This is a genomic window from Nodosilinea sp. LEGE 07298 (genome assembly GCF_015207265.1).
Classification (GTDB): Bacteria; Cyanobacteriota; Cyanobacteriia; order Phormidesmidales; family Phormidesmidaceae; genus Nodosilinea.
On sequence record NZ_JADEXE010000091.1, the window covers coordinates 1 to 21509 of the forward strand.

Genomic DNA, 21509 nt, shown 5'->3' on the forward strand with positions numbered 1-21509 from the left:
GGGTTGGGCAGCCAGCGGCCCCGGAACTACGGCGGGGCCATCGGTTTCGGGCAGTGCTTCGAGCAGATCTAGGGTTTTTTGTATGTCGTAGGCCAAATCTTCGAGTTTGGCCCAAAACTTGTGCTCTGAATCAGCGCCGTAGAGACGGCTAAACTCGCGGGGACGACCAGCGTCATCGATGTCAAAAAACTCGTAGCCCAGCAGGCGATCGAGGGCCTGGGGGTGTTTGTCTCGGGGCAGATAGGTTTTGATTACTTTGAAGATACGGGCTTTATCGCCGATTTTGAGGCCGCCCTTGGCTTCAGCGGATTGAGCAAAATTTTCTAACTCTCGCAGGCACCAGGTTGATTTGACGTAGCGGGGCGACAAAATTGACACCAGCAGCGCCAGATTGGGGAACTGCTCCAAAATAGTGTCGCTAAAGTCATCGTTGCCCTGGAGCTTTTGATCGCGCCAAATTCTTGGTTTCTCACCCCGCAGCTGGGCCAGGCGAATCTCTAACCCTCGATGAAACATAGAAACCCAGCCATCTTGGCCGTCCGTCAAGGATTCATTGTCGATGTGGGCGTAGCTGATAAACAGGTCACGATCAAACTTCATAGGGTGGGGGCAGCCAAGATTAGAGGCAATGACTAGGCTTACTCCACAAATACACTAGATTTCTAAGAAATCTCGCAAATTTGCACAAGCCTTAAGGTATCTGGTCAGATAACGCTGACAGAATCGGCCTAAGCCCCGGTTGAGGCCAGGGTGGCCAGACTCAGCAGCAGGGTTTCAGTCCACTCCACTGTGGCCCCGTAGGTATCGCCAGTGTGGCCCCCCAGACGGCGGTTGAAGTAGGCCCCCGTGGCGATCGCCAGCCCCAGGCCGCCCATTAGAGTAAGGCCGTTGATCAACAGGTGGTCAGGCCTAGCCCAGGCCCAAAGACCATGGAAGGCAAATGCCAAACCCAGCCCCAGGAGCCAGTCCTGGGGCGATCGCAGGTGTTTTCTATGTAGCGCCCCTTTACCCTCGGCCCGCAGGTAGGGGTAGCGAGCGATCGCCACCACTTGTCCCCAGCGACCCCATACCATCGCCGCTACCAGTACCCAACCGCGCCCGGTGGCTAGCTCAGCCAATGCCAGAGTTTTAAGACCAAGAATGGCGATCGCCGCCATCACCCCAAAGGCTCCCGCTCTGCTGTCAGCCATCACCGCTAGCCGTCGCTCAGGCTCCATCACCGCTAGACCATCAGCCGTATCCATCGCTCCATCCAGATGCAGGCCGCCAGTCAGCCACACCCCCAGTCCAATCACTAGGGCACTGCGGGTTAGCGGCGGCATACCCAGCTGACTTAGGACAATATCTACAACAACTAAACCCAGACCCAGAGCCAGTCCGACCACCGGAGCCAGCGGAGCAATCCCCTCAAAGCGCGGCTGCCAGCCTGGGGGCAGGGGTAGCTGGGTATAGAATAAAATGGATCCACCGAGGCGAGCAAACCAGCCGGGTCTGGGGGAAATTTCGCCAGGCTGCGCTGGGGGCAATGGAGTCACGGATCCACCTCTGCGCTGTCAGAAAACATTTCGGCACGATTAAAGAGACTGCCGCATTCTGGCGGAATGCTTAGCCCCTGGGCTTTTGGCAGAATCAGCTCAAGGTTTTCCACAAAGCTGAGCGATCGCAGGGCAGATCATTCCCAGCGATATCGAGTATCGTGGATATAGCCCACAGGAGCGATCGCCACAGGCTTTGCTCCAACCGCCAACGTAGCGTGGTTAAAGACCCATGAATCGCGAGCGTGCCAGCAATTTGAGCATCCCTGCTCCCTGTTTAATCGATAGCGGGGTCGTTGTCAACAAAACCGACATGCTCAGGCTACTACAAGATCTGGGACAAGTGCGGTACCGCCACTTTCAAGACAGCATTTCGCTCTCTGAAGGTCAGGGCTTAGTCATGGAAGTGTTCGCCGACAGTCAGCAGGCTACGCTCGTGGCTAATCATACACTTTATATCAACGTTTACAGCTTTGATTACCTAGAGATTGGTCAAACCGATGCCGATGGCAATCATTTTGACCTGGTGCAAGACAACCGGCGGTTGCGCCTCATGCCGCTGTCTGACCCTATGCACGATCACATTACGCGATCGGTCAACACCGCTGCACTAGAAGCGATGGTCGCCGACGCCCTCTCCGCCAGTTGGGATGCTTGTCTCGATGACGATCGCAATTTCCTAGAGTAATTCAATTCAAGCGAAAACGGCCTCAGCTAGCTGAGGCCGTTTTCGCTTGAATTTATAGCACTGAATTTATAGCAACGTAGGCATGCTGTCGTCCTGGGCAGAGTTAGGCTTATTGGTAATCCACACCGACTGATAAGGCTTGAGAATATAGGCCATATCTAGATCAGGGAATTTATCACTGCTGATCAGGTCATACCAATCGTCGGTGCTGACCAAGTTGAGATCGCTCAAGCGCAGTTCTTGCGGCTCATCGCTCAGGTTGTGCACCGAAAAAATGCTTTGGTCGCGGGTCAAGCTCTGTCGCCAGAAGGCAAACAGCGCTGTATTCATCGGGTGCAGCGTGTACTGGGTAGCATTGGGGTGAAACGCCGTTTGCTGACGCCGAATTTTGATCAGCCGCTTCAGTTCGTTTAGCACCTTAGCATGGGGAGTGGTGGGATCAGCCAGTGCCGTTTCTAGCGCCTTTAAATCCCACTTGTAGCGGTTTATGGTGCGGTTGTGGCCCGTTTCTTCTACCCCTTCGGTGTAGTTGTGGGTGGCGAGCAAGCTGTGGATATAAAAGGCCGGAATTCCCTCCAGCGCCATCATGATCGTTTGGGAACAGAGAAAGCGCTCCACCTGCCACTGGTCTTCACCTTTCACCGTGCCCTTGAGGGCATCGAACAGCGAGATGTTGATCTCGTAGGGCGACTCAGTGCCATCGGGGCGGCTGCGCATGCTGATCTTGCCGCCAAAGTTACGCATGGCCGTGATTAGCTGCTCGTACTCATCGCCAGTAAGCAGTCCTTCGGCGGGGCGCATGCCAATGCCGTCGTGGGAAGCCGTGAAGTTAAAGTAGGCGCAGCCAATTGGGGCTGGAGGCATACTCATCATCCAGGTTTTGAGGTGGTCTGAGCGGCCCTGCATGAGCGCATTCAGCAGCAGCGGCGGCAGACTGAAGTTGTAAATCATGTGGGCTTCGTTGCGATTGCCAAAGTAGCTCAGGTTCTCGCGGTTGGGCACGTTGGTTTCGGTAATCAGCGAAATGCCGGGGTCAATTAGCTGCAAAATTTCGCGAAACAGGCGTACCATAGCGTGGGTTTCGGGCAGGTGCATGCAGTTGGTGCCGTGTTTTTTCCACAAAAAGCCCACGGCGTCGAGGCGAATGTAGCGCGCTCCAGCTTCTACATAGGCCAGGATGATTTTGACGTACTCGATTAGCACGTCGGGGTTCTCAAAGTTAACGTCGACCTGATCGGCGCTGAAGGTCGTCCAGACATGCTTTTCGCCTTCGATAGTCTCGACTGGGGTAAGCAGCGGTGAACTGCGGGGCCGCACCACCTGGGACAGATCTTCGCTAGGGTCGGCGGTAATAAAGTAGTTGCGGCCGGGCAGCTCGTTTTGCTTAAACTGCTCAAACCACTCGTGCTGACTGGATATGTGGTTAATAACCAAGTCAGCCATCAGGTTGAAGTTAGTGGCAATGCGCTTAATATCAATCCAGCTGCCCAGCTCGGGGTTGACCTTGAGGTAGTCGATAATGGCAAAGCCATCGTCAGAGCTGTAGGGAAAGAAAGGCAGAATGTGAACGCCTGTGATCGTGTCGTACAAGTGCGTTTCGAGAAACTCGGCCAGTACCGACAAAGGAGGGCGCTTCGCGGAGCGATCCCCATGGGAATCGCCGTCGCCGATGGTGTCACCGTAGGTAATCAGCAGAACGTTATTGTGGTTCCACTTTTTAAGGTCTTCTCGGCCAGAGGGGCACAGCGTATCTTTGATTAGGGCAAAAATCTCAGTAGTCAGCCGCTCAGCGGTTTCTGGAGGGTAGACCCTCTCTAGCAAAGGTTTAATGTTATTGGTCACGCGATTTAAAGGTGGGCTATCAACGGAAATATCTAGCTTATCTATAGAGTAAGGCTGAGCTGTCGTTTGGGCAGAGACGGCTTGGTGCTGCCGAGGTGCAGATTGCTTAGTATGGTTTTTAGCTACGGTCATATCAACCTACAGTTTTCGATAGTTGTTTACGGTAGTCTGGGCATCAAAAAGCCGCCGCCAGTAGAAACCTCTACCGAACGGTGACTTTTGATGCCTTTGGATTAAAAGACGATTGTTCTCCGGTTGGTGAAACCGGGTGAAACCAGGATTTTTGTGGTTCTGAGTTCAGCACAGCAGGGACCGCTGTTTTGAACATCGTCTGTGTCATTGGCCAGCAAATGTACAGACAATGCCCAAGAGGCTTCCCCCAGCGCTAACCGAAGCGGCTTAAGTGAATGACTAAGGGTGAGCCCTAGAGCGAGCCCTGAAATTCATGGCTCAACCCCTATGGAGCCAAATGGTTCTAGTCAACCCCTTAGCAACGGATTTTAGATAGGTGCAAGGGCGAAGGTAGATAGCGACTGCGATCGCGTTTGCGTTCCCTGCGATAGTTTCGATGGTGGCATAGGCAAACGGTGAACATCAGGGTTAACCCACGAAGTTCATCTCTTTTTAGGTATTTCTCCGATGTCTTCACAAAGGCTTAAGCACAGAATCTCTAGTCCCTCGCCGTACAACAACGGCTTTAGACCTACCCTTAGCCTCAACCGGGCGAAATCGACCTTCTGTAGGCCAGCCTCTGCGGCACTGACCTCAAGCGAGGCCTAGGGTCGGTTGAGCCAGTTTGGTCACCCCAGCCCAGATCGACCTCACTGGGGCAACTCTGTCAGAGCTAACGTCACAGGATTGTGAATCAAGCAGAGTCTTTTGACTTCACCGGGGGGTAGCCGCGATCGCCCCAATAACGTCACATTTCAACAATCTTTCTTAACAACACTCCGGACAGTTTTTGGTGTCCAACTGTAAAACGCAGGCTTCAGGGCTCTTCCACGGTGGCCTAGCTAACGAGAAATCCGGGGTTTCAGCGCTTGTCTAGAAAAGTGTCCGGACTATTGCTCTTAAGGAAATCACCTGTGGCATACAGCCATTCCTGCCAACTGACCACGCTTTTACCTGCTCCCAAGATCAATTCTTGTTGTCGCCACAAAAGTTTGGCAGTACACTAAGAGCAACTTAGGCTAGGCCCTTATATAAGGTCTTAGCGCTTAGTATAAAGCGTGTATGAAGTTGATGTATGTTCGTTTCAAGTTCCAATAAATCATACTTCTACGCCAACATTTATCAGCTGCCGCTGAAAGGGCTTCGGCTGGCTCGTTTAAGCCGAGTATGGCTGCCTATTACAACAGTTAGATTTGCAGGCGGCTTGACTCCCCCCTAACTCAGCTTCGCAAGCGCCCGAGTGGCCGCAAGAATTGATGACATACAGAGGCTCTCAGCAGATCGAGCCCTCAAACTAAGCATTACCCAGCGATGGGATAAGCTAAGCCGAGTTGTACCGGTCATTTTTCTGCTATCACCTGTTTAGTACTTGGCGCTAAGTTGCTGACACTCTAGATCAAGGGTCTATAGCTACTGCACAGGTTTTTGTTGTTAACGGTAAGCAAATGCTTCCGGTTCCTCCCAGGAGCAGTAGCCGCATCTAGATGTTCATGCTATGGGTATTAGACATAGGTAGCAGACTTGCAACAGAATTACTGCTGGCTTAGCTCAAGTCATATTTAGCCTAGATCCACAGGCTATCTACTAGCAGGACAGTTAGTGCATTTGAAATCCGAAAAGGAACTTTGATTGGCTAAGGTTTTACCCATGCAGCTCTTATCGTCCGACTTGTCCCAAGTTACTTTTGAAGGCCAATTTTTGTAAGACAGTAGCGTTTGCTATTGAGTTTGTCCAGAATTTATTGAACTTTAGGAGTTGCTGAAATGAGCGTTCAAGCGAAATCAAAGATTGAAAGGCCTTTACAACAAGCGACAGAGATATTTCCAAAACGCTCCCCAAACACTTCCTTAGGAAGATTAGCGTTCTTGCTACTTGAGCCTATCCCTCGTCCCCTAGGGACAGCGCTAAGAAAATTTGCCTATCCTCTTTTAGCTAAGGGCTGGGGTAAAAATCCTTATATTCAGGCTTGGGTTGAGATTTTAGGTGTCGATAAGATTGTCATCGGTGACAATGTCAGAATCCTGAGAAATTCGATTCTAAATTGCAATTTTGAGAATAGCCTGCTCAAGCTAGGTAACAATGTCTCCCTCGATCGCGGTGTTAGCATTCGGTTAGGCGATAACTGCACCGTTGATATTGGCGATGATACTTATATTGGCCCTTACTCCTGCTTGTCTGGGCCAGGTCACGTCAAGATTGGTCGTGACTGCCTAATTGCATCTATGGCTGGCATATACGCTAATCAGCACCACCATGTTGGTGCTAGTGAAAAGGGCATTACCATCGAAGATAAATGTTGGATTGGTAGTGGAGCTAAAATTTTAGACGGCGTCACGATTGGCTATGGCAGCGCTATTGGTGCCGGAGCCGTAGTCACTAAAGATATTCCCCCCTACTCCGTAGCTGTGGGTGTACCCGCTAAGGTTTTAGAAAATCGGAAAACTCGTCCTGACGATTAGCGTAGATCAACTATTGCGTTGGCCTAAGGCGACAGCCAAAGAGCTCTCAATCCTATTTCGGGGACAAACATTTTAGCACCTTCAGCGATTGAGCACTTGTAAGCCTTAGGCAGCGTGCTGGTTGCCTGGCAGGACTCTTGAAAACCTTGTCCTGCCCTAGGATGGGTAGCGTTAGCGTAACCCACCAAAACCCTTGCTGGTGCTGGGTTTTGTTGCGCTCAATGCCAACCTACATCAGAACGTTTGTGAGTCAATCAGGACAGCGTGAGTCGGGTGATTGGCTTCGACTAGAGGTCTACAAGAATGCCGCCTGCTGAGCCGCTAGCAGCTGTTTCACACCCAATTCTCCTACTTCTAAAATTTGGTTCATTTGCTGACGGCTAAAGCTGCCTTCCTCGGCGGTGCCCTGCACTTCAATAATATTGAGGCTTTCGTTAAGCACCACGTTGAAGTCTACGGCAGCAGCTACATCTTCGTCATATTGCAAATCAAGAAAGACACTGTCTTCAATCAGACCTACCGACACGGCGGCAACGCTGTGCACCAGAGGCGATCGCGCCAGCATCCCCTGGTTTACTAAGCTCTGCACCGCGTCCATGAGAGCCACATAGCTACCCGTAATCGAGGCCGTGCGAGTGCCTGCATCGGCCTGAATCACGTCAGCATCTACTAGCAGCGTGCGCTCACCCAATAGCTCAAAATCTAGGGTCGATCGCAGGCTACGCCCAATTAGGCGCTGAATTTCTTGGGTGCGGCCCGACAGTTTCATAACCTCGCGAGGCTGCCGCTGGGGGGTAGCCCCAGGCAGCATGCGATACTCTGCCGTTAGCCAACCCCTACCCGATCCCTGCAAGAAACGGGGCACACCTTCTTCTACAGAAACGGTACAAAGCACCTGTGTATTGCCGCACCGAGTTAGCACCGACCCCGCCGAAAAGGTCGTAAATTGCCGCTCAAAGCTGACCGGACGCAACTGATGCGGTTGTCGCCCGTCTGGACGTTGCCAAACCATATAAGGTGCCTTAAGTGGTGCCTAAATTGCCCTTCCTAGAATACAGCACCTTATTCCCGTTGGCCTGGTTTTTCGGCTTCCGTCTAGATTAGTCAGACGCTGGCAAAAACCTACCCGACCTGTCATAGTACGCCTGCACTTTTGAATACATGTAGAGTAATTTATCGATTTATCCTGGGGAAATCACGCTATATTTAGCCCAGCCATCGTGGCTACCCCAGACTGACAGCGTGCTCCAAGCTGCTTTATGTTTGGCGTAGCTGATGAGCACCACCTTTCGTTGCCTCTGCTGTAATCGCCCATGGTTTCTCAGCTCAAGCCTCTTTCCCCCAGCCCAGCTCCCGCCTCTATTGTTCGCCATCCACTGCTACAAACGGTAGAGGGCACCGTGCAGGTCTTCACCGCTGTACACCGCAATTTTTTCACCAACGTTATGGTGCAGGCGCTGCGGATTGCCGACCAGGGTAAGGCCGTATTGATTGTGCAGTTTCTCAAGGGTGGTATTCACCAGGGGCCGACTCAGCCCATGCAGTTTGGCCAAAACCTGGACTGGGTTCGCGCCGATATGCCCCGCTGCATTCACGGTCCAGAGGTCAGCCCCAGTGAGCAGGAGGCAATCAGAGATTTGTGGGTACAGACTAAGGCCGCGATCGCCAGGGGGCGCTACGGCCTTGTTGTGCTAGACGAACTCAGCTTGGCCGTCAACTATGGCCTCATCCCTACCCAAGACGTGGTGGATTTTCTGCAGCAGCGTCCGCCTCAGGTTGATGTCATTCTGACCGGCCCCGATATGCCAGCGCCGCTGCTCAACGTAGCCGACCAGGTGACAGAATTTCGTCGTAATATTTTGCCCTAATCTCCAAGAATCCACTGCCATGATTAAAAACGATGCCTGGATTGCCAAGATGGCCGAGGAGGGCATGATCGCTCCCTTTCAGCCCTCACTGGTGCGACAGCTAGAGCCAGCCGACAAAAGCTTAGGGCAGCCGGTAATTAGCTACGGGCTATCGTCCTACGGCTACGATATTCGCCTTTCCCCCGCTGAGTTTAGAATTTTTCGCCACATTCCTGGCACAGTGGTTGATCCCAAAAACTTCAGCCCTGCCAACCTAGAGCCTACCGAGCTAAAAACCGACGCCAGCGGTAGCTACTTTATCTTGCCTGCCCATTCCTACGGGTTAGGGGTGGCCCTTGAAAAAATTTCTGTCCCCAATAACATCAGCGTAATTTGCATCGGCAAGTCAACCTATGCCCGCTGCGGCATCATTGCTAATCTCACCCCCGCCGAGGCTGGTTGGCGCGGGCACCTCACCCTAGAATTTTCGAATTCTTCCAGCGCTGATTGCCGCATTTACGCCAGTGAGGGAGTAGTGCAGCTAATCTTTTTTGAGGGTGAACCCTGTCAGGTCAGCTACGAAACCCGCCGTGGTAAATACCAGGACCAGGCCGAACAGGTTACCCTAGCGCGAGTCTAGGTCATTTGGACAAACTTGTTGTTCTGGCATCCCTGGGGTTTTAGGGGGTTACGTCGCGATCGCTCAGGCTGAGGTAGAGCAGCACAAAACCGACACAGCCGATAAAGCGAAAGGCGGGCTGCTGTCCGTTCCAGTCAACAGACTGCCACATCGTAAACCATTCCCCAGCCACCACCATAAAGCCCACAAACCAAAACAAAAAAGCCAGGGTTAGCCCGTAGATGGCTGTAGTCTTCGCCTGGTCGAAGTCTATGCCGCTGCTACCAAAGGCCTGAGCCAGCTTTACGGCCCCCACCAAACAAAGCACAGCAATGGCAAACTCCGTGGCCATAATCGTGCCGTAGATGGTCTTTTGTAGACCTGGCGAAACAATAGCGCGCCAGGTCAATTGGCTATCGACAAACACGGTATCCATACTCAGCACGTGCTGGATATATCTAAAGTTGGCGTTATAGTCGGTCAGATTGTTGATCACAATGACCAGAGCGAGCAGGCCAATAGCCGCAACCAAAAGGGCTTTCGAGATCCGTACGGCCATAAAATTAGACAACCTAGTTCAACGCTTAGATCAGCACTACTATAGGAGCACTCTTTCCATTGAAGACTATTCTGGAAACGTTGCAGGGTGGCTTGGTGGTCTCGTGCCAGGCCCCGGTTGACTCGCCGCTGCACGATGCATCGGTCATTGCCGCAATGGCCGCGGCCGCCCTTAAGCGCGGAGCCGTTGGGGTTCGCATTGACAGCCCCGCTCATATTCAGGCCGTGCGATCGCGCTGCGACTGCCCCATCATCGGCCTGTGGAAGCAGGTTATCCCCCCTTCAGCGGTCTACATTACCCCACAATTTCACCACGCTGAGGCCGTAGCCCAGGCCGGTAGCGATATCATTGCCGTCGATGCGACCCAGCGCCTCCGCCCCGGCGGCGAAACTTTAGCTCAGCTCATTCAGCGTATTCATGATCACCTGGGTAAAGCCGTTATGGCCGATGTCGACAGCCTTGATCACGCCCTGCGGGCCGTAGAGGCAGGAGCAGACTGCGTCGGCACGACCCTTTACGGCTATACCGAAGACACTCAGGATCAAACTCCGCCAGGATTTAATCTGCTTAAAACCATGGTTGCCCAATGCCCTGTCCCGGTTATCTGCGAAGGGGGCATTGCTTCCCCAGCCCAGGCCCGCCAGGCACTTGACCTTGGTGCCTATACTGTTGTCGTCGGTACGGCCATTACCGGGGTCGACAACCTAGTTATGAGCTACCTCAAAGGTATTGGTCAGTCCTAAAAAAATGGAGCGAACAGGTTGTATCCTGTTCGCTCCATCTGTATCAACCTTTTGATAAAGGCTACATGGCCGAGCCTACACCAGCGTAGGAGCCATAGAAAAACAGACCCACCACTACCAGCACACCCGTGCCAGCAACAGTTGCCACGATCCATAACGGGATTTTTCCACTCTGAAGCATAACCTCGACCTCCTACTCATCAGGTAAACAATTCAACACAGCCTAAGCACATAGCTAACGCTGCTTCAGCAAAAACTAGCTTAGTTAAAGAAGTAGCTAGAAAACAGCAGCCCCAGCACAAAAACCATCAGCAGGCCCAAAAATAGGGAGGTACGGTTTAGCTCTACAGGTTGCTTATTGGGATTTGGAGAACGGTCCATGGGTTTCTCTTATCGTTGGATAAACTGCATTGCCGCGATCGCCCCCAGGAAAAATACGCTGGGTACACCTAGAGTATGAACGGCCAGCCAGCGTACGGTGAAGATCGGGTAGGTAATGGGCTCGTTGGGAGAATTGGTTTGCATAGGTTCAATCAAACGTTGGAATAACTAAAGCGTTATCGATTCGAGAACATGTCGATCTGATCTTTCGCCTCAAAGCGATCGCTCACAATCGGCAGCTGCATCTGGTTATCGGGATAATAGTCGTTGGGTCGTGGGGTGCCAAAAGCATCGTAGGCCAAGCCAGTGCTGACAAAGAGCCAGCCCGCAATAAACAGCATGGGAATAGTAATGCTGTGAATAATCCAGTAGCGAATACTGGTCACGATATCGCCAAAGGGGCGTTCCCCTGTAGAACCTGCCATATCAACGTCTCCTCTCTGAACACGAAGAATCTAACTTAATCATAGAGAACCCCGGAAACCCTAACAAGCTATTTCAGCTAAAGATCTCCAAATTTTCCCTAAGCGGTCTCAGGGCGATACCTGAGGATAGTGCCCTGCTGACCCAAAATAAAGCCTGCTTCAGGGCCAACAAACTTCACTCTATAGAAGTTCGACGGCACATCTCCCACAGACTTGTCCTTATACCAGGTTTCACCACCGTCAAAGCTGCACAGTAAATTACCACCGCCCCCCGTCACCCAAACCTCATCAGCGGTGCGAAAGGCCATATCAAGTAGCCCCCAGCTCGTGCCAAACTCAGGGCTAATTGCCTCGGTGAAATCATCTGAGGCCCGAGAGTTAGAGAATCGTACCTGACCACCTCGGGCGATCACCCAGAGCTTACCGTCCTTATCAAAGCCCATATTCTGTAAGCGTCTAGAATTCTGACGGTTGTGGGGAATCCACTGGTCTTGCCCCTTGGCCCAAGTCGAATAAAAGTTACCCCGCGAAGACACCGCTACATAACGCCCATCTTCAGAGCGCACCATGTTACGCACAACCCCAACCGCGCCTTGAACCAGTGCTTTCCAGGTGCGTCCACCATCCTCAGTACGATAGATGGCACCAATATCAGTAGCCATTTCAGCCGAGTTGGCCCCAACTGCTGTAATCAAAAAGGGTGACCCTGGCAGTTCTTTGCTCAATGGCACATTTTCCCAAGTCTTGCCGCCGTCACCCGTATGCAAAAGCACGGATGGAATACCCGTAACCCAGCCTTCATTACCGGCAAAGTCAATAGATGTAAACGTGTAGGGCTGATCTCCTAGTGCTAGCTCTCGTACCTGCCAGGTATCACCACCATCCTGACTTTCCAGCAGCGTATTACGACTACCGACAATCCACCCATGGCTAGGGTCTTGGGTAAACGCTACATCAGATAGGGTAGACTCAACCGGCACCTGGATCGCTTGCCAGGGATGCACATCTGCGTCCGCCAAAAAATAACCAGAACAGCCGGTCGCTAAGGCTACAGCCACCAGCATTACCAGTCCTCGCTTTAACCAGTCAAACGCAGCGTGCATAAGTAACTCAAATCCGTACTTGCTAAACAACACTCAAACCACAATACGTCGGTTTGGATACACCGACGGCTACTTGTGCTCCGTTAACGCTCTTGCATCAACCTAGCTAGAGCGCTAATCACACTACTTCAAGCCGTAAAGACTAATGAAAAATAAGAAGCCCACGGCTAGAGCGCTAAAAATCAGAATGTTTTTCTGCCCAGGCGTCAAACGATTGACCCCCAACCCATAGTTCAAATTTTCCTTAAAACCAGACGGTGAACCGGCTGGACCAATGTTACTGAACTGCTTCTTCGAGGCGCTGCATACCGGACAACGCCAGTTCAAAGGCAGATCTTCAAAGGCAACACCTACAGGAATCTTGGCTTGACTATCTCCCTTAGTCGGCTCGTAAGAATAGCCGCAGGCCCGACACTCATAACGATCCATGTCTTGAGGAGAAAGCACAACTGCCTCACCAGAACTATCGCCTTCGGGAATGCCTGATCCCTCAGGCACCCCTACTGATTCCGGTGAATTAGCTGTAGGCTCAGATTCAGTATTCATAAGACTTAAGCACCTTCAAATCCAACAAGATACAGATGGGGCGATCGACGCCCCCCTTCATCTATGTATCCGCTAGCCCACAGGCAGCAGAACGTTCGTTGTAAACAATTATGACATGATTGAGCCACCACTCTCATTTTGCCGTCTTCACCCTTGCTGCGATATTTTTTGACTGCGTGCTAATCCTTCCCTTTCAATAGGATTTTCCGCTAAAGTGGCATAAGGTAACACCTAAAGCCTGTGGACTGCTGAGTTCAAGCTCAGACCATACGCCTTTGTACTAGCCTTTTGAAGTGGTGAGCTTGTGTTCGTTTTATCCGGCTACGAATACTTTCTGGTCTTCCTGTTGGTGTCTTGCCTTGTGCCTGTGGCAGCCCTGACAGCATCAAAACTCCTGCGCCCTGTTAGTCGTGGCCCAGCCCGCCGAACTACCTATGAGTCTGGCATGGAGCCCATTGGTGGGGCCTGGATTCAATTCAACATTCGCTACTACATGTTTGCCTTAGTCTTCGTTATTTTCGATGTAGAGACTGTGTTCCTGTACCCTTGGGCAGTGGCTTTCAATCAGCTAGGCCTGTTAGCCTTCATAGAGGCACTCATTTTCATTGCTATTTTAGTTGTTGGTCTAGTGTACGCCTGGCGTAAAGGAGCCCTGGAATGGTCTTAAACCCCGCTGCAGCTAGCGATAAGGTCTCCCTGCCCCCCGGAGAGACCTTGATTAACCCTTCAGCCCCTCCAGCTGTTACCCATGGGCTGTCGGAAAACGTCATTTTGACGACAGTAGATGACTTGTACAATTGGTGCAGGCTGTCTAGCTTGTTTCCCTTGTTGTACGGCACAGCCTGCTGTTTTATTGAATTTGCCGCTCTAATTGGTTCTCGATTTGACTTTGACCGTTTTGGTCTGTTGCCTAGGGCTAGTCCTAGGCAGGCAGACTTAATTATCACGGCTGGTACTGTCACTATGAAGATGGCTCCGGCTCTGGTAAGGCTCTACGAGCAAATGCCCGATCCAAAGTACGTGATTGCGATGGGTGCTTGCACCATTACGGGCGGTATGTTCAGTAGCGACTCTACTACTGCTGTGCGCGGTGTCGACAAGCTAATTCCTGTGGATGTTTATATTCCCGGCTGTCCTCCCCGGCCTGAAGCTATCATTGACGCTATTATCAAGCTACGCAAGAAGGTAGCTACGGAGTCAATGCAGGATAGGGCCTACACCCTACAGACCCATCGTTTCTATGAGCGTAGCCACGATCTTAAAACCGTACCTCCAATTTTAACGGGTCAGTATTTACAGACTGGTGCTCATACAGTGCCACCGAAAGAGCTGATGGAGGCAATGGGTATGCCTATGGCTGAGGCGATCGCTGAGTTTGCTCCTGAAGATGAGGAAATTTAATGGCTGAATCAGAATCCCAAGCATCCTCCCCCGGGCAGACATCTACGCCCGATTCAGAAAACGGTGCTCCTCTGGTTGAGGCTGGCGCTATTTCAAGCTGGTTAACAGAGAATGGATTTGACCATGAACTAGCCCCCAGAGATCACCTAGGTATAGAGGTGATAAACGTAGCTCCACAGTTTCTTATTCCAATTTGTACAGCACTTTATGCCTACGGTTTCAACTATCTTCAGTGTCAGGGGGCCTATGATGATGGTCCTGGCAAAGCCCTAGTGAGTTTTTATCACCTCATCAAGCTAGACGACAACGCCGACAGGCCAGAAGAAGTCAGGGTAAAAGTGTTCTTGCCCCGCGACAACCCGCGAGTGCCTTCTGTCTATTGGATTTGGAAAGCAGCCGATTGGCAGGAGCGTGAAAGTTACGATATGTACGGCATTGTCTACGAAGGGCACCCAAATCTTAAACGGCTACTCATGCCTGAAGATTGGGTCGGTTGGCCCTTACGCAAAGACTATGTCTCTCCTGATTTTTATGAACTTCAGGATGCCTATTAATCGCAGCTATGCCGCTTAAACCTCTGCCTCACAGCACTCTTTCTGTGAAGCAGAGGTTTATTTTTTCCTTAATACGCAGTGTTTAGCAGCACAAGCTTGTCTTTTGGGTTCGTAGATTTATTTAGCCTTCATGAATGCTTCACCTCAGTGGTAACCTGCGCATGATCTGGGTATCCTTGCGGATAGCCTCATCAACTTAAAACAATCGAGCAGAGTAGATGTTGGACTTGAACGCTGCGCGGTTTGTAGCTAAGTAAAAGCGTAATGGCCAGTCTTGATGCCTTTAAAGCCCTTATATGGCTTAGTTCGGTTACTTCAGTAGCTAAGGAAGAAGGAAGGTTGCGATGTGGTCGCACTGTAGTCCCATTACACAATCGTCATCATTGTTAAGACAGTACTAGTCAGCTTTATGGCCTTTCCCTACTCCCGCTTCAATAGGATATGCTGGCGTGGAGGGTTACGCATCTATATCTAAATGTTAGATAGGTTAGGTAGTTGTACGAGTCTTTGACTCACTATTTAGCTCTACTGCCGTTCACTGTTAGGAGACACGTGGGTATTTGCTGATGATGAGTTGCCAAAAGCCAACGACCTTAAAGGGTTTTGGCAATGACCGGGTCAACTGAAGGCAATTTACTTATGTTCCTTCAATGCAATGTCCCAGTGAATAGACAGACTTATTCAGGCGTATTTCATTCCTATTCGTCTATGACTAACAAGACCTACCAAGACTACGTCGAAGAGATTGACCTACAACGCTACTGGCTGGTGCTCAAGCGGCGTTGGCTTCCAGCAACTCTTGTGCTAGGAACTTGTATAGCAGGTTCGGCACTTGTTGCCCTGACGCGAGAACCGTCTTACGGCGCGGAGGGCAGTATTTTAATCAGGCCTGACCTGACACCGACCTTAACTGGGGTTGGGAGAGATCTTCGAGAACTACCTCTTTCAATAAATAACCTCCAGAATCAAAGCTCTGTTGTGCTGTCAACTGCGGTCATGGAGTCTGTCATTGATAATCTAGATCTGACAGACGACGACGGGTTACCTTTAAAGCCAGCGGCATTGAGTGACAACATTAAAGTGGGGTCGGCAGAGCAGGCAGACATCTTAGAAATTTCATACCAATCAGATGATCCAGAAGAGGCTGCTACCGTTGTCAATGCAGTAATGGATGCATACTTGGCAAGAGATGTTCTCAGCAATCGTTTAAAGGCGGCTACAGCCCGTGAATTTATCGAACGGCAACTTCCCATTGCCGAAGCTGATCTTGATCGCGCGGCAGCAGCACTGCAACAGTTCAAGGATGCTAACGGTATTGTTGTGCTCGAGGATGAGGCCATTGTTGCAGTCACTGAGATCGCTCAGTTAGATACTCAAATTCGCGATGTATCTTCTACTCTTGCCAGTGCTAATACCCAGGCAAACGAATTACAACAGCAACTAGCAATTCCCCTAAATCAAGCCAAGCAAATCGAAACTTTAAGTCAATCCACGGCTGTCCAACAAGCATTATCAGACTTGCAGTTAGCCCAAGCTGAGCTAGCTAGCCAGCGTAGCCTGTATAGAGAGACGCATCCTACAGTTATCAATTTGGAGCGCCGAGTTGAGTCTCTACAAAGCCTCTTAAGCGATCGCGTTGAAGACATTGTAGGCACATCTTCTTTGTCTGGTCTGGGCAATCTACAAATGAGTCCCCTAGGGCAGCAGCTCACAACAGAGTTGGCTACTGCGGAAGTTAATCGCTCTAGCCTAGCTAGTCAGCTTCAGAGCCTAGTCGAATCTCGAAATCGCTATGCTGAGAGAATACAAGCTTTTCCTGCCCTTGAAAAACGCCAGCTAGAGCTGACTCAGCGATTGCAGGCGGCACAGCTGAACTACGAAAACCTCTTGGCTGCCTTTCAACAGACGCAGCTAGCCGAAAACCAAACCGTTGGTAGCGCCGAGATTCTGGAAAGGGCAGAACCTGCCGAGGAGGCTGGTAGCTTACTTATTCCCGCTTTAGTAGCCGGAACGTTTATTGGTAGTTTGTTAGGTATTGCCTGCGCATTCTTCCTAGATTTGGTCGATAAATCAGTTAAGACAGCTAAAGACGGAGAGATGCTTCTTGGCTATACCTTGCTAGGTTTAGTGCCTAAATTTAGGTCTAGAGCAGGTAGCGATAGTTCAACAGCCCATCTAGCGGGTAGGCTGGGCACAGGTATCTCTGCTTATATTCCTGCTTTAGATCGCGACCAACCTATGGTCTCTGCTGCCTTTCAAATGCTGCAGGCCAATCTAAAGTTTACTAGCTCAGATACGTCCCATCGCATCATCACTATCACCAGCTCAGTTGCGGAAGAAGGTAAATCTGAGGTGTCAGCCAATCTGGCAGCGACCCTGGCTCACTCTGGTAAGAAAGTTTTGCTTATCGATGCCGATTTGCGATCGCCTTCTCAGCATCACATTTGGGATGTGGTTAACCGAGCTGGACTAAGCCAGGTGCTGATTAGAGAAGAGACTCAGCAGGATGTAACCTATCAAATCTTTGAGAACCTTACTCTGATGACAGCAGGAGCTCTTCCTCCCAATCCCCTAGCTATTTTAGATTCTGAGCGGATGGCAGATTTGCTCCAACAGCTAAAACGCCAGTACGATTACATCCTAATTGATACCCCTCCCTTATTAGGAGCAGCAGATGCAGCTGTGATGGGTCGTATTTCAGATGGTGTTTTGCTAGTTCTAAGGCCGAGGAAAGTAGACTCTGCCAATGCTTTAGCGGCTAAATCATTCTTGGAGCGCTCTCAAGCCAACGTTTTAGGCGTGGTTGCTAATGGAGTAGACATCAACAATGAACATGGCGACTATGTGTCCCGCATTAGAGCCGGCGAATACGGTAAAATGCCACTCCTAGAAATGCAAACCACGGTTCGTTAGACTTATTTGCTAAGACTATGAAACTAGATAAACGTTCTATTGCGCTCCTTTCGCTCTCAGCCGCATTAGCTCATAACTGTCTTTGGGGTTTAGGGTTAGCCAAGGCTCAGCAGAGCACTGACTTTAACACCCCATTGACTGAGTTTTCAGCAACCACGCAAACACCCGGAAATTACATTTTGGGGGCTGGCGATCAAGTCGCAGTGGTGGTATTTGGATATGAAGAATTTACGGGTGCCCGAGTGGTTCTACCCGATGGCACCATGCCATTTCCATTTTTAGGGTCTATTCAAGCTGCCGGACAAACCGTGGACAGTTTGTCCAACGAAATTACTCAAGGACTCAATGCTTACTTAGTTAATCCTGTTGTTAACGTTAGCCTTACGGCCTTGCGGCCAGTGGTGGTAGACGTAGCAGGCGAAGTTTATCGTCCTGGTCCTGTACAGCTAAGTAGTCTAACAACGGTACAAACGCAACTTAATGTTGACGCCAGAATTACGCAAGCTACAACGACGCCGACCTTATCTTCGGCCTTAGTAGCTGCCGGAGGAATACGGCGCACGGCAGACATCAGATCGGTTATTGTCAGACGACCGTTACCGAGTGGTGAAGTACAAGATATTTCTGTTAATTTGTGGGAAGCTATCTCCAATGCCGGGCAGGGTAACAACATAGTACTTAGAGACGGCGATGCTATTTTTGTACCAAGAGCACTGGCAGATGCAGAGATTGATCCTGCTTTAGTGGCAAGCTCAAGCATTGCTCCAGATAATGTTCGAGTCCGTGTAATTGGTGATGGTGTAGTTCAGCCAGGAGAGGTGCAAGTACAGCCTAACAGTTCGGTCTCAGGCGCAATTGCTGCCGCAGGGGGACCTAACTCTGATGCTGCGCTTGGAGAGGTTCGGCTCGTGCGGCTTTCAGAAAATGGACAAGTTGAAGATCAAAGAGTCGATCTTTCCAGCTTAGTAGACAGTTATCAGATTCAGGATGGGGATGTAATTTTAGTTCCCAAAAAAGGTTACTTAGTCGGCATTGACAACATTAGTCGAGCCTTAACACCCATTCTCGGGCCTTTGGGAGGTATCTTCAATATTCTAGATGTCTTTAATATATTTGATAATGATAGGTAGCTGAATTAGAAAACTGATCGTCAAAATAGGCTTTGGTAGATCAGATACTTAGGAGAATGTGTTTTCAATATAGCTACAGCATTTCTCTGCTAAAGCCTCATAAAAGATAGCCTCCAAAACCTTCTGAAAATGAAGTTTGGGGGCATTTTTTCATACCACCTTAACTCAGAACTGGCCTTTAGATAGCACTGGTTCGTTAAAGTAGGAGAGCTTCAAAGCCTCTGGAATTGAGCAGTTCAGCCATAGCGATGGGGCGAGTCGTGAAGCCCATCGCTATGGCCGGGGTGGTCTTTTCACCCAACCCCTCATGAGAGCACACCCAGTTGATCAGGCGCTGGACAGCCAAACTTCGCTATAATCCAGCGGTCGTCTTGGCATAGAGGTTCTGGCGTCTGCGGTACGCACTACACCACCACCTAATCGCTGCCCTGATCGCTGTATTTTCGTCACCCGTTAACATCCCTACCTTTTTCCCAGTCTTCGCGCAGTAGGCCGTAGAGGGCTACATCGCGATACACACCCCACTTGGGCGTTTGCCGCCGCCGATAGCCTTCCTTCACCATGCCCAGCTTTTCCATCACCCGGCCCGAGGCGGGGTTGTCGCCAAAGTGCACCGCATTGATGCGGTTCAGCCCCAGGTTTATAAAGCCAAAGTTGACCAATACAGCGGCAGCCTCAGTCGCGTAGCCTCTGCCCCAAAAGGGTCGCCCAATCCAGTAGCCCAGCTCTGCCATGTTGTAGTTCGGGTACAAGCTCAACCCTACCGACCCACAGAGCGTGTTGTCGGGGTGGGTAATAGCAAAGTTTAGGGCATTGCTCGCGGCCCAGTCAGCCTGCTGCTGGTTGATCCAGCCCTCAGCATCGGCCTCAGTATAGGGGTGAGGAATCGAGAGGGTATTTTCGGCTACGGTGCGATCGCCTGCCAGCACCACCACCGCTTCCACATCTGACAGCGTAAACGGTCGCAGCATTAGCCGTAATGTCTTTAAGATGGGCTGTTCAGTGGGCACATGCATAAGCGCTGGTGGATCGGTTTCGACTCCGCTCAACCTCAGGTAGGGGCCTCACTGGACTAGGCTCCATAATCCATCGCTCTAGAAATCAAAATAAATATACGGCAGTGTCTCTGCGGGGGCCAGCAGCCAGGCCAGCAGGCTAAACAGCGGCACTAGCAGCAGCTTCATCGGCCAGCTCAGCTCTAGCTTAAAGCCGCGCCGCATCAGGTACGACAGGCCCATTAGCCCCACTATTCCCCACAGCAGCAGCAGCAGCTGGCTGAAGGTAAAGCCCAACGATTCTAAATAGACCAGCTGGCTAAACTGAGCATCTGAGGGTGTGCCCCAGGCTCGCTGTAGGGCCAGGGTATAGCGATCGGGTTCGGGCAGCCGAAAGAACAACCAGCTGGCAAACACCACCGCCTGGGTGAGCAGCCAGCCCAGCACGGTGCCCGGCAGCGTGCCCCAAAAGGCCTTGATTTGGGGTGCCGCTTTGCTCCACGACTGGGTGAGGCGATGCACCACTAGCCCGGCCCCGTGAATGGCACCCCAGATTAAAAAGCCCCAGTTGTTGCCGTGCCAGATGCCCGCAATCACCATCACCGTCAGCAGGTTGAGGCATGTGCGCACCAGCCCCCGCCGCGACCCACCCAGGGGAAAGTACAGATAGTTACGCAGCCAGTCGCCCAAGGTCATGTGCCAGCGCCGCCAAAAGTCGGCCAGGCTGGTGGTGAAGTAGGGGGCATCAAAATTGTGCGGCAGGGTAATACCCATCAGCAGGGCGCTGCCTCGGGCAATATTCACATAGGCGCTGAAGTCAAGGTAGAGCTGTAGGCCGTAGGCAAAGGTGGCCAGCCAGATGTCGGCGCTGCCTGCCCGCTCCAGGTTGTCAAAGCTGAGATTGACCAAAATAGCGATGTGGTCGGCAATCAGCAGCTTTTTCATCGCTCCGTAGGCAATCAGCCATAGCCCCTCGACGGCAGTATTGAGGCCCGGCGGCTTTTGCTGCTCGACCTGGTCGATAAAGGGGTGAAAACGGGTAATAGGGCCAGAGATCAGCTTGGGAAAGTAGAGCTTATAGGCAGCAAAGTCAGAAAAATTGAGCGCTGCTGGCGAGCCCCGGTACACATCTACCAGGTACGCAATGCACTCAAAAACAAAAAAGCTCAGCCCTAGAGGCATGATAATGCGGGTTAGAGTGTCGCTGGGGGCGGTGCCCACCTCCACACCTAGCCAGCGCAGCAGCGCCTCGCCATACTTAAAGCCCACCAGCAGCGATACGTTAAGGCCAATACCCAGCCACAGCAGCCGGGTGCGGCGCTGGTTCCAGCCCCGTTCGGCCAGCTGCCAGCGGGGGTTGGGAATGCGCCAGTCGAGGGGGGCCGCGATCGCATTCCCAACCAGAAACGTCGCGATCAGCAGCGCCACCATCAGCAGCAGGTACTGCACCTGCAGCGAGGCGTAGAAGATCAGGCTGGCCACCACCAGCAGCCACAGGCGCGCCTGGAGCGACTCTAGCGTCCAAAAGACGCCGACGACGCTGAACAAAAAGAGGGCATAGACCAGAGATGGCAGGGTCATGGGGCGGCAGGGGGCGC

At 51.5% G+C, this 21509-nt stretch carries 23 protein-coding genes and 1 pseudogene; 10 read left to right on the top strand and 14 right to left on the bottom strand.

The window, feature by feature from the left end:
• Positions 1 to 600 (bottom strand): TIR domain-containing protein (locus IQ273_RS14070; protein WP_194023807.1); only part of this gene is annotated, 600 nt, incomplete at its 3' end.
• Positions 601 to 728: 128 nt separating this feature from the next.
• Positions 729 to 1535, bottom strand: a complete 807-nt coding sequence (cobS, locus tag IQ273_RS14075) for an adenosylcobinamide-GDP ribazoletransferase (protein ID WP_313898112.1) — start codon at positions 1533 to 1535, stop codon at positions 729 to 731.
• Between the two features lie 232 nt (positions 1536 to 1767).
• On the opposite strand from cobS, the gene IQ273_RS14080 reads away from it, so the two are divergent.
• Positions 1768 to 2223 carry a hypothetical protein gene (locus IQ273_RS14080; protein ID WP_194023808.1) on the top strand — a complete coding sequence of 152 codons (456 nt, stop codon included), beginning with the start codon at positions 1768 to 1770 and terminating at the stop codon, positions 2221 to 2223.
• A gap of 66 nt (positions 2224 to 2289) precedes the next feature.
• Here IQ273_RS14080 and IQ273_RS14085 read toward each other — a convergent pair whose 3' ends face one another.
• Entirely contained in the window at positions 2290 to 4197 is a 1908-nt protein-coding gene (locus tag IQ273_RS14085; RefSeq protein WP_228053006.1) for an alpha-amylase family glycosyl hydrolase, read from the bottom strand.
• 1802 nt (positions 4198 to 5999) lie between these two features.
• On the opposite strand from IQ273_RS14085, the gene IQ273_RS14090 reads away from it, so the two are divergent.
• The gene (locus IQ273_RS14090; protein ID WP_194023809.1) at positions 6000 to 6695 is read left to right on the top strand and encodes a DapH/DapD/GlmU-related protein; all 696 of its coding nucleotides are present in this window, start codon (positions 6000 to 6002) and stop codon (positions 6693 to 6695) included.
• A gap of 295 nt (positions 6696 to 6990) precedes the next feature.
• Here IQ273_RS14090 and rph read toward each other — a convergent pair whose 3' ends face one another.
• Positions 6991 to 7707 (bottom strand): ribonuclease PH, encoded by a 717-nt coding sequence (rph, locus tag IQ273_RS14095; protein ID WP_194023810.1) that lies wholly within the window; start codon positions 7705 to 7707, stop codon positions 6991 to 6993.
• 301 nt (positions 7708 to 8008) lie between these two features.
• On the opposite strand from rph, the gene IQ273_RS14100 reads away from it, so the two are divergent.
• Positions 8009 to 8563 (top strand): P-loop NTPase family protein, encoded by a 555-nt coding sequence (locus tag IQ273_RS14100; protein WP_194023811.1) that lies wholly within the window; start codon positions 8009 to 8011, stop codon positions 8561 to 8563.
• Between the two features lie 19 nt (positions 8564 to 8582).
• Positions 8583 to 9182, top strand: a complete 600-nt coding sequence (gene dcd / locus IQ273_RS14105; RefSeq protein ID WP_194023812.1) for a dCTP deaminase — start codon at positions 8583 to 8585, stop codon at positions 9180 to 9182.
• A gap of 40 nt (positions 9183 to 9222) precedes the next feature.
• Here dcd and IQ273_RS14110 read toward each other — a convergent pair whose 3' ends face one another.
• Complete coding sequence (locus IQ273_RS14110) at positions 9223 to 9720, bottom strand: DUF2165 family protein (RefSeq protein ID WP_194023813.1); 498 nt, start codon at positions 9718 to 9720, stop codon at positions 9223 to 9225.
• Positions 9721 to 9779: 59 nt separating this feature from the next.
• On the opposite strand from IQ273_RS14110, the gene IQ273_RS14115 reads away from it, so the two are divergent.
• Entirely contained in the window at positions 9780 to 10463 is a 684-nt protein-coding gene (locus IQ273_RS14115; protein WP_228053007.1) for an N-acetylmannosamine-6-phosphate 2-epimerase, read from the top strand.
• Positions 10464 to 10524: 61 nt separating this feature from the next.
• Here the strand turns inward: IQ273_RS14115 and IQ273_RS14120 are convergent, their stop codons facing one another.
• From IQ273_RS14120 to IQ273_RS14145, 6 genes are all read right to left on the bottom strand, one after another.
• On the bottom strand, positions 10525 to 10644 hold the full coding sequence (locus tag IQ273_RS14120) for a photosystem II reaction center protein J (protein WP_194023814.1): 120 nt from the start codon (positions 10642 to 10644) through the stop codon (positions 10525 to 10527).
• Between the two features lie 80 nt (positions 10645 to 10724).
• Positions 10725 to 10844: a photosystem II reaction center protein L gene (locus IQ273_RS14125; protein WP_194023815.1), complete on the bottom strand. Its 120-nt coding sequence runs from the start codon at positions 10842 to 10844 to the stop codon at positions 10725 to 10727.
• Between the two features lie 9 nt (positions 10845 to 10853).
• Entirely contained in the window at positions 10854 to 10988 is a 135-nt protein-coding gene (gene psbF, locus IQ273_RS14130; protein WP_106867132.1) for a cytochrome b559 subunit beta, read from the bottom strand.
• Positions 10989 to 11020: 32 nt separating this feature from the next.
• Positions 11021 to 11269 (bottom strand): cytochrome b559 subunit alpha, encoded by a 249-nt coding sequence (gene psbE, locus IQ273_RS14135; protein WP_194023816.1) that lies wholly within the window; start codon positions 11267 to 11269, stop codon positions 11021 to 11023.
• 98 nt (positions 11270 to 11367) lie between these two features.
• Complete coding sequence (locus IQ273_RS14140; protein WP_194023817.1) at positions 11368 to 12372, bottom strand: photosynthesis system II assembly factor Ycf48; 1005 nt, start codon at positions 12370 to 12372, stop codon at positions 11368 to 11370.
• 123 nt (positions 12373 to 12495) lie between these two features.
• Positions 12496 to 12918 (bottom strand): rubredoxin, encoded by a 423-nt coding sequence (locus tag IQ273_RS14145; protein ID WP_194023818.1) that lies wholly within the window; start codon positions 12916 to 12918, stop codon positions 12496 to 12498.
• A gap of 304 nt (positions 12919 to 13222) precedes the next feature.
• Between IQ273_RS14145 and ndhC the strand changes: the two genes are divergently transcribed.
• From ndhC to IQ273_RS14170, 5 genes are all read left to right on the top strand, one after another.
• Positions 13223 to 13585 carry a photosynthetic/respiratory NAD(P)H-quinone oxidoreductase subunit C gene (gene ndhC / locus IQ273_RS14150; RefSeq protein ID WP_194023819.1) on the top strand — a complete coding sequence of 121 codons (363 nt, stop codon included), beginning with the start codon at positions 13223 to 13225 and terminating at the stop codon, positions 13583 to 13585.
• On the top strand, positions 13576 to 14319 hold the full coding sequence (locus IQ273_RS14155; protein WP_194023820.1) for an NADH dehydrogenase subunit K: 744 nt from the start codon (positions 13576 to 13578) through the stop codon (positions 14317 to 14319). The genes ndhC and IQ273_RS14155 overlap by 10 nt, the downstream gene beginning before the upstream one ends.
• The gene (locus IQ273_RS14160; protein ID WP_194023821.1) at positions 14319 to 14873 is read left to right on the top strand and encodes an NAD(P)H-quinone oxidoreductase subunit J; all 555 of its coding nucleotides are present in this window, start codon (positions 14319 to 14321) and stop codon (positions 14871 to 14873) included. Before IQ273_RS14155 ends, IQ273_RS14160 begins: the two co-directional genes overlap by 1 nt.
• A gap of 708 nt (positions 14874 to 15581) precedes the next feature.
• Positions 15582 to 17786 carry a polysaccharide biosynthesis tyrosine autokinase gene (locus tag IQ273_RS14165; RefSeq protein WP_194023822.1) on the top strand — a complete coding sequence of 735 codons (2205 nt, stop codon included), beginning with the start codon at positions 15582 to 15584 and terminating at the stop codon, positions 17784 to 17786.
• 17 nt (positions 17787 to 17803) lie between these two features.
• Complete coding sequence (locus IQ273_RS14170) at positions 17804 to 18916, top strand: polysaccharide biosynthesis/export family protein (protein WP_194023823.1); 1113 nt, start codon at positions 17804 to 17806, stop codon at positions 18914 to 18916.
• A 196-nt stretch (positions 18917 to 19112) separates the two neighbouring features.
• On the opposite strand, the pseudogene IQ273_RS33685 reads toward IQ273_RS14170, so the two are convergent.
• The 3 genes and pseudogenes from IQ273_RS33685 to IQ273_RS14180 all read right to left on the bottom strand — a co-directional run.
• Positions 19113 to 19352: pseudogene (locus IQ273_RS33685) on the bottom strand (IS1 family transposase); the annotation flags it as partial.
• A 10-nt stretch (positions 19353 to 19362) separates the two neighbouring features.
• Complete coding sequence (locus tag IQ273_RS14175; RefSeq protein WP_255534501.1) at positions 19363 to 19887, bottom strand: GNAT family N-acetyltransferase; 525 nt, start codon at positions 19885 to 19887, stop codon at positions 19363 to 19365.
• Positions 19888 to 20010: 123 nt separating this feature from the next.
• Positions 20011 to 21509: MBOAT family O-acyltransferase (locus IQ273_RS14180; RefSeq protein ID WP_313898113.1), on the bottom strand; the 1499-nt coding region annotated here is incomplete at its 5' end.

Excerpts from the sequence above, each read along its gene's own strand:
- IQ273_RS14120 (WP_194023814.1), bottom strand. The coding sequence starts at position 10,644 with ATGCTTCAGAGTGGAAAAATCCCGTTATGGATCGTGGCAACTGTTGCT.
- IQ273_RS14085 (WP_228053006.1), bottom strand. The coding sequence starts at position 4,197 with ATGACCGTAGCTAAAAACCATACTAAGCAATCTGCACCTCGGCAGCAC.
- IQ273_RS14125 (WP_194023815.1), bottom strand. The coding sequence starts at position 10,844 with ATGGACCGTTCTCCAAATCCCAATAAGCAACCTGTAGAGCTAAACCGT.
- IQ273_RS14165 (WP_194023822.1), top strand. The coding sequence starts at position 15,582 with ATGACTAACAAGACCTACCAAGACTACGTCGAAGAGATTGACCTACAA.
- IQ273_RS14170 (WP_194023823.1), top strand. The coding sequence starts at position 17,804 with ATGAAACTAGATAAACGTTCTATTGCGCTCCTTTCGCTCTCAGCCGCA.
- IQ273_RS14155 (WP_194023820.1), top strand. The coding sequence starts at position 13,576 with ATGGTCTTAAACCCCGCTGCAGCTAGCGATAAGGTCTCCCTGCCCCCC.
- IQ273_RS14100 (WP_194023811.1), top strand. The coding sequence starts at position 8,009 with ATGGTTTCTCAGCTCAAGCCTCTTTCCCCCAGCCCAGCTCCCGCCTCT.
- psbF (WP_106867132.1), bottom strand. The coding sequence starts at position 10,988 with ATGCAAACCAATTCTCCCAACGAGCCCATTACCTACCCGATCTTCACC.
- IQ273_RS14175 (WP_255534501.1), bottom strand. The coding sequence starts at position 19,887 with ATGCTGCGACCGTTTACGCTGTCAGATGTGGAAGCGGTGGTGGTGCTG.
- IQ273_RS14140 (WP_194023817.1), bottom strand. The coding sequence starts at position 12,372 with ATGCACGCTGCGTTTGACTGGTTAAAGCGAGGACTGGTAATGCTGGTG.
- IQ273_RS14110 (WP_194023813.1), bottom strand. The coding sequence starts at position 9,720 with ATGGCCGTACGGATCTCGAAAGCCCTTTTGGTTGCGGCTATTGGCCTG.
- psbE (WP_194023816.1), bottom strand. The coding sequence starts at position 11,269 with ATGGCAGGTTCTACAGGGGAACGCCCCTTTGGCGATATCGTGACCAGT.
- dcd (WP_194023812.1), top strand. The coding sequence starts at position 8,583 with ATGATTAAAAACGATGCCTGGATTGCCAAGATGGCCGAGGAGGGCATG.
- IQ273_RS14145 (WP_194023818.1), bottom strand. The coding sequence starts at position 12,918 with ATGAATACTGAATCTGAGCCTACAGCTAATTCACCGGAATCAGTAGGG.
- IQ273_RS14080 (WP_194023808.1), top strand. The coding sequence starts at position 1,768 with ATGAATCGCGAGCGTGCCAGCAATTTGAGCATCCCTGCTCCCTGTTTA.
- IQ273_RS14160 (WP_194023821.1), top strand. The coding sequence starts at position 14,319 with ATGGCTGAATCAGAATCCCAAGCATCCTCCCCCGGGCAGACATCTACG.
- rph (WP_194023810.1), bottom strand. The coding sequence starts at position 7,707 with ATGGTTTGGCAACGTCCAGACGGGCGACAACCGCATCAGTTGCGTCCG.
- IQ273_RS14090 (WP_194023809.1), top strand. The coding sequence starts at position 6,000 with ATGAGCGTTCAAGCGAAATCAAAGATTGAAAGGCCTTTACAACAAGCG.